The following is a 7522-nucleotide window of genomic DNA, read 5'->3' on the forward strand; positions in this document are numbered from 1 at the left end:
CAAAAATGAACATGCGTGCGATACAGTGTCTCATACGTGTCTCCTTATGTTCCTATTGGTAATGTCAAAAGTTTCTTTAAAGCAACCACAGATTTCTCAGATTATTTATGCCTTTTCTGAGTAAATCAGTGGTGATTTATCTGTGGTAACATGCGTGTAATTAAGCCCTTGTATAGAAATTCTTTCCCTTCTCCATTTACCACAGATTTATTCACCACAGATTGGCGCAGACTTCCTCCCCCCCAAAAATCTTCACAACTATCTGTGCAATCTGTGGTTGCATTCAGCTCTTTCATTGAACTTTTGACACTACCTTCCTATTCCAGGGGGCGTTATTATTGACCCGCCAGCCATCCGTGTCAACAAAAATGCAGCGCAAAAATGCAGCGCTCTGCGTAATGGGACACAGTTATGGAGTTTTGCCACGGATGTACACGGATTATTACGGATGCTCGCGGATACCTACCAAAATCAATCCGTGTATATCCATCAATCATCCGTGAGAATCAGTGGCGAACAACTTTGTCCCCCAGCTTATAATTGACGCATTACGGCTCCACTGGATACGGTTTGAACCATTGATTTTGCCCTTGCCATTATCAAGGGGGCGGCTTCCCCTCGCTTTCCTTCGCCATGAGCCTGTTCACCAGCCTCACGATCTCTCCGGCATTCTTCGCGTAGCCGGCGGCGCCTATCTTTTTCGCATACGCGGCAGTCACCACCGCCCCTCCCACCATCACCCTCTGCTTCATCCCGTGTTTTTTAAGCTCTGCGATAACCAGTTCCATCTGCTTCATCGTGGTTGTCATGAGGGCGGAGAGCCCGACAATATCAGCCCCCGCGGCGGCGGCACGTTCAACGACAACCTCCGCGGGAACGTTACGCCCGAGATCTATGATTTCGTACCCGTAGTTTTCCAGGACCGTGCAGCAGATGTTCTTGCCGATATCGTGGACGTCTCCCCTCACGGTGGCCATGACAATCCTTCCCCGGGAGGGCATTTTCTCTCCCTTCATCTCCTTCCTGAGACGGCCAAAGGCGTTCTGTACCGTCTCGGCGGCGAGGATCATCTGCGGGAGGAACAGCTCTCCCCTCTCAAACCGCCTCCCCACCTCCTCAAGGGCGGGGGCGAGCATTGAGATGTTGATCTCAATCGGCGGGATACCATGCCTGAGCGCCTCCTCGACGTGCGGTATCACTCCCTCACGGTCTCCCGCGACGATGAGCGAGAGGAATTTCTCCTTGATCATCTCAGGCGCCGGCCGCGGAGCCCGTTCAGCGGGGACCGGGACTGCCACACCGGCCCTGAACCTGGCGATGTAATCCCGCGCCCCCCCGTCCGACAGGGTGAGCACACGGCCCGCGCGCAGCGCCCGCATGACCACCTCATCCGCCGGGTTGAGTATCACCGCATCCAGGCCAGCCCCCATGGCCATGGCGAGGAACGATGCGTTCAGAATGCTCCTCTCCGGCAAACCGAAGGAGATGTTGCTCAGCCCCACAATGGTCTGATATCCCCGTTCCTTGAGCATGCTCAGTGTTTCGAGCGTCACCAGGCCCTGCTCCGGCGCCGCTGAGATCGCCATTGCGAGAGGGTCAATGAGGATATCCTCCGGCGCGATGCCCGCCCTCAACGCATCCGCCCTCACCTCCTCGGCGAGCCGCACCCTCTCCACCGCGCTGTCCGGTATGCCCCGGCCTGAGAGCGGGAGTATCACGATCGCGGCGCCGTAGCGGCGCGCGAGGCGCAGGAGTCGCCGGGTTTTTTCCCCGTCCGCGGGGACTGAATTGATGAGCGGCCTCCCCTCACTCTCCCGCAATCCCGCCTCGAGGGCCTCGGGATTGTTCGAATCGAGTACCAGGGGGACGTCAATGCTCCGCTGCATGAGGAGCACGGCCCTCTCCATGAGCTCCCGCTCCGAAACCTTCCCCAGGCCGAGCGCCTCGCCGCTCACGCCAACGTTCACATCCAGGAGATGGGCCCCCTCGCGGACCTGATCGGTTGCCGCCTCTCTCATCGCTGCCGGATCGCCCGTGATAAACGCGCGCGCCATTTCCTTTTTCACGCTGAGATTGATGCGCTCGCCGATCACGAGGGGTGATCCGCCGGCTTCAAGCGATACCATCTTCGTCCGGCTACACAGGCGTAAGCGTGGATGGACCGTCCTCTTGACCGGTTTCCTTTTCGCGAGCACCGACGCCATGGCCCTGATATGAGCGGGGGTGGTTCCGCAGCACCCGCCTATGATATTCACGCCGAGCCGTGCAAAACGCTCGGCGAACCGCGCCATGACCTCTGGGGACTCGTGGAACACGGTCTTCCCGCCGACCAGCTCGGGCAGGCCGGCGTTGGGCAGGACCGATAGAAAGGCAGGGGTCACGGATGCCATTGACTCCATGATAGGCAATATCTCATCCGGCCCGGTGCTGCAGTTGGCCCCCACCGCCGCCGCTCCCATGGCGGCGAGCACCGCGGCCGCCACCTCGGGTGGTGTGCCGGTGAGCGTTCTCCCCCCCTCTCCGAATGTCATATGCGCCACGACAGGGAGATCTGAAACCTCCGCCGCCGCGATGAGCGCCGCCTTCGCTTCCCTCAGGTCAGAGATCGTCTCGAGGAATATGAGATCTGCTCCCCCGCGCGCCAGCGCCCTGAGCTGCTCCCTGAACGCATCCACCGCTTCACCGAACGCCACACTGCCGAGCGGCGCGAGCTGTTTCCCGAGCGGCCCCACCGAGCCGGCGACATACGCCCTCCCGCCGGATGCCTCGCGCGCGAGGCGAATCGCTTCGCGATTGATGCGCTCGACCTCGTCCGCCAGGTGATACTCCGCGAGCTTGAAGCGGTTGGCCCCGAAGGTATCCGTCTCGATAATCTCCGCTCCGGCGTCGATGTATCGCTCATGTACGGAGACAATGAGCGTGGGGCGACTGAGCACCGCCTCTTCAGGGCATGCCCCCTCGGGGAGGCCGCCCTCCTGAAGCATGGTCCCCATCGCCCCGTCGCCGAGGAGGATGCGCTCTTTAAGTACTTCTAAAATATGTTTCATATACAACAACCCTAACCGCGGATGAGGCGGATTAAGCGGATTTTAATAAGCAAAGGCTGCATCCACGGATTTCACTGATATTCACGGATGTAAAAACAGCCCAAAGTTTAAAGCTGAAAGCCAAAGGAGGCGGTTACACTTTAAACTTTATACTTTCAACTTTTTGCTGTGGTTACAATCCGTCCAATCCGCGGTTTAAATTTATTGTTTCGGCTTCCAGCCCATGATCGCCGTGATGGATTTCTCCGGGATGAGAATCGAGCTGCTGCTGAGGCTGATCCCGATCTGCCCCGCCCCGAGCTCCTCAAGCACCTCCCGCTGCGCCGACAGGTCCCAGTCTCCGTACCCTGGGCTGAACCTCCTGGTGGGGATGAAGTTCCTCCACCTATCTGACTCCCGGAGCAGCCGGCACAGGGAGTTGACAACCCCCTCCACAGCCTCGGAGCCGAACGCATCCATAATCATCGCCTCCGTCATCCGCTTCTCAGCCATCAGCCCATCCATCGCCGAGGACAATTCAGGCCCGATGGTTGCAGCCATCAGCGTGGCACCGGTGCATCCGTCGAGGAGCGCGGCAACGCCGCCGCTCCGGATATGGAATCCCGTACCCTGGAAGCAGACAACAGCGTGTGCGCCGCGCGATAATTCCAGCGTCTTGCACGCCGCAGCAGGTGCGATCAGACGCCAGCCCCACTCAACTGTCGCGCGGAACAATTCCCGCAGCTCGCCGGACTGCCGATACTCATCGGCGCTCATGCGGAGGCGTTTCAGGACATCCTCATTACCGATGTCCAGGCTGATATCCCTGAGAACACCACTCCCGTTACTCAAGCCCATAAAAATCAGATCGCCCTGCAATCCCTAGGCCATGCAGCGGATACTACTCAGTATTCACCACGGGGGCACGGAGCACATAGAGTGGAGGTACACTGCTTCAGTGTATTCAGTGTCTTCAGTGGTGAAAACGATTAATCACTGAAAACAGTGAAACCACTGGGAATCCGTTATGTTTCTCCGTGGTGAAGATTATGGTGAGCTCTCTGTCGTCCGTGTCCCACAATTAAGTCAGTGCACAGCCCTTGTACCACGAGACGAACCTCGCGATCCCCTCTTCAATCCCAACCCGCGGGCGGTACCCGAGCATCGCTCTCGCCTTGCTGATATCCGCATAGGTGATCGGGGTATCGCCGGGCTGCGCGGGGAGTTTTTTTATCACTGCCTTCTTCCCCGCCGCCTCCTCTATGACCCGGATGAGCCTGGTGAGCTCAATGGTCTGTGACTCTCCGAGGTTGAATATTTCAAAGGGGAACGGCTTGTCGATCGCCTTCAGGAGACCATCCATGATGTCGTCAACATAGGTGTAATCCCGCTGGCTCGTCCCGTCACCGTACAGCTCAATCGGTTCGCCCCGGAGGATCTTCCGCGTGAATCTGCAAATTGCCATCTCCGGCCTCTGACGCGGCCCGTAGACGGTAAAGAAGCGCAGGCAGGTGATATTCATCCCGCTGAGATGGTGGTAGGTATAGCAGAGGAGTTCACACGCCCTTTTCGTTGCCGCATACGGGGATATCGGTTGATCCACCCTGTCCTCTTCAGAAAAGGGCACCTTGGCGTTGACTCCATAGATTGATGATGAAGAACCGAAGATGAAATGGCGTATGCCATGCCGGCGGGCGAGATCGAGCAGATTGAGCGTCCCGAGGCAGTTCACCTCTTCGTACAACAGCGGATCCTTCAGGGATTCACGCACACCCGCCCGGGCGGCGAGGTGCACGATGGTTCCGAACTGATGATTCCGGCAAAGGTCATGGAGGAGATCCTTGTTTCGTATATCACCCTCGACGAGCGTAAAGGAAGGGTTGCCGATCGAGGGAGAGATATTTCTTCTCTTGATCGCCGGGTCGTAGGAGTCATTGAAATCATCAAGGCACACCACCCCTCTCCCCCCTTCGAGCAGCCGCTCGACGAGGTGAGAACCGATAAAGCCTGCCCCTCCCGTGACGAGTATCTTCATAAATCCCAAATCCCAAAACAAGATATTCACTGGAAACTAGTCGAGTCAAAATCGCCAGTAACGAGCAACCAGAAACCAGTAACCGTCGTTATGGTACCATAACCATCTTCACACAATCAAGGAAGGGGGGCTCCCCGAAATGGCGGATAACCAGACCCTCCATCTTCGTAGCGCACTCTTTATGGTGCGCTTTAAGGTGAGACCTTTCAGGGTGCGCCGGGGCGTATCGGCAAACAATTCGTAGCGCATCCTTCAGGGTGCGGCGAGGCGTATCGGCAAACAATTCGTAGCGCATCCTTCAGGGTGCGCGGTGCTCATGTGTGTCAAGGAGGGTGATCTTGCCTGATGGGGGACTAATTATTTTCGCGCGTGTCAAGGCGGATGGGTTTAGTCTTTGAGGTTTTTTCCCGGCACGATTATTCTCCCTTAGATTTTCGTAAGGGGTCAGTCACGGGGTGTAGAGCACCCTTAAGGGTGCTCTACGTTGTGGAGTATTCTATTTAGCCCCACCGTAACTGAGGGATTACAGATTTCCCCCGATTTCGTTTCCCACCGCAGTCGAAGAGGAGTAAAATTAACCCAGGCTGATCGGGCAGGGGTCATTGTCGATTTAGGGAGATTAAAGAAATTCCGTCGCCACCGTCGCCGATCGAGCGGGTGGATCGAAAACTAAAGATTAAAGAATTGACCCCGGAGGCAGCCGTCCGCCATTACCGGTCTATCAAGGGACACGACGATGTTGACAGTATGGGTGAGGCGCACACCTCGCCATGCTTTCTGTCAAGGGATTCTTCTCGGTTGCTTCTCCGATCTCCTTTTTGCCTCTTGCTCCTGCTTCGCTAACTTTTGTTTCTGCCCTTTGTCCTTATCCTTCTTGCCTTTGTCTCCCATTGCGTACCTCCTTTTCCCGCTGTCCCTCATCTTTTCGCCGCGAGCCCCGTTCAGCGAACCCCCTGCGGTCGCGCTGAACAGCCCGGATCAGCGGCAAGGCTCCAGCGTTTGCGCGGGCCTCGTTCGCGCCGCCAGGCGCGGCAAGGCATGAGAGCTCGCTCAATTCCGATTGTTCGATCTTCTATTTTCTCATTGTTTTTTCAATGACTGCTTTTCGCGATTGAAGTTCATCCAGCCTCTTTTTTAAGGCGGATGTTTCTTTCTTGATCTTGCGCAGTTCAGTCTGGTTTTTCCCTTTCGACAAATAATCCTCGCCAAGTTCCTCGGTGATAAACTGCTCAAGCTGGCCCCTCAATACCTTCAAATATGGATTGCCCCATATCGCACCCTCTCGGTATTCAAGCTTGCCGGCACGTATGCCCTTCACAATGAAGTCCCGGCCTACTCCATACTCCTTCTGCGCCGTGACGTCGCTGAGAGTTGCTCCCTTACGATTCCACTCACCGTATTCCGCCATATCTTGTCTCTCTGACCGAACGTCGGCGCTGAGCGGTGGCGGGTACGCCGTACGCTCAAGCGCCTTGTTCGCCAAATCGTTGTTTCACCGCCTCCCGAACCTTGGTTGTGATGAACTCTGGTGCGTTCCAGATATATTTCAGTGCCTTCTTTCGGACATTCATCGGCAGTCCGGAAAGATAAGCAATGGCTGCTTCGACTGAGAATTCCCTTTCCGTCTCTTTTTTGAAGTTGGAATCGAGAGCAGTCCACACAGCAGCTTGATAGCCATGTTCTTGGCACCAAGTTCGGATGACATCATGCACATCCGTCTGTCTCGGATTCGTATCGGGTGAGCTTGTTCCTCGCGTGATGTCCACCCATCCGATCTTTTCGTCCGAGGTTCCTTCACGCTTCTTGAGATCGTCACGTGCATCATCGAGTGACGCCCTTGGACTGAGCACGTGCATGGTTGGAACAACATTTCCATTGGATTTGTCAATCACGAGGGTGAGGCGGGCATCACAGGATATTCGAGAGAACTCGATTGAAAGCCTTGGTCCACCCTCTTGCCATGTGCCTTCTCGTGGCAGATCGCGGGGATCCCACACCAGCGAGCCCCATCCTATTATTGCGATTTCCATATTTGGCGAACGTCAGCGCTGAGCGGCAATCCCGCTAAGCAAGACGCGGGGAAAAAGCGAACGCGCGTGCGTTCGCGCATCTGCGCCGGCAAGGCTGTCATTATTCAATATCTGTCCTTACCTTAAAATATGAAGTACATCGCGCTGCTGGTGAAATGTAAAGTTAAAAGATTTGACCCCCATCTCAGCAGAATCAGATCTCGACTATTGACCAACGAGGAGCGTCTTGTTGGGCATGGTTATGTGATCAGCAAAACGCCGAGTTTATTAAGAACCTCGGACAATGTGGTCTCCGGGAGCTTACAGCAATACTGCGTATTCCTGGCCTGCCAATCAAGGCTCTTAACTTGATCGGATAAAATGACGCCGGAAGCTTTCAGCCCAGGAGGGATGCGCACTTCGAACGGATAACCTTTGATTTGAGTGGTAAT

General features: G+C 56.0%; 6 protein-coding genes. All 6 read right to left on the reverse strand.

Annotated elements, in window-relative coordinates; translation table 11 throughout:
- Positions 1 to 599: 599 nt before the first annotated feature.
- A complete protein-coding gene (locus tag NTX71_05980) occupies positions 600 to 3047 on the reverse strand; it encodes a homocysteine S-methyltransferase family protein (protein ID MCX6339451.1) in 2448 nt (815 codons plus the stop codon).
- Positions 3048 to 3248: 201 nt separating this feature from the next.
- Positions 3249 to 3884: a hypothetical protein gene (locus tag NTX71_05985; GenBank protein MCX6339452.1), complete on the reverse strand. Its 636-nt coding sequence runs from the start codon at positions 3882 to 3884 to the stop codon at positions 3249 to 3251.
- 223 nt (positions 3885 to 4107) lie between these two features.
- On the reverse strand, positions 4108 to 5061 hold the full coding sequence (locus NTX71_05990; GenBank protein ID MCX6339453.1) for a GDP-mannose 4,6-dehydratase: 954 nt from the start codon (positions 5059 to 5061) through the stop codon (positions 4108 to 4110).
- Positions 5062 to 6133: 1072 nt separating this feature from the next.
- On the reverse strand, positions 6134 to 6469 hold the full coding sequence (locus NTX71_05995) for a hypothetical protein (GenBank protein ID MCX6339454.1): 336 nt from the start codon (positions 6467 to 6469) through the stop codon (positions 6134 to 6136).
- A 55-nt stretch (positions 6470 to 6524) separates the two neighbouring features.
- On the reverse strand, positions 6525 to 7091 hold the full coding sequence (locus tag NTX71_06000; GenBank protein ID MCX6339455.1) for a hypothetical protein: 567 nt from the start codon (positions 7089 to 7091) through the stop codon (positions 6525 to 6527).
- A 239-nt stretch (positions 7092 to 7330) separates the two neighbouring features.
- The coding region (locus NTX71_06005) for a type II toxin-antitoxin system PemK/MazF family toxin (protein MCX6339456.1) at positions 7331 to 7522 on the reverse strand (192 nt) is incomplete at its 5' end.

This window comes from Candidatus Auribacterota bacterium (genome assembly GCA_026392035.1).
Lineage (GTDB): Bacteria > Auribacterota > Tritonobacteria > UBA1439 > UBA1439 > JAPLCX01.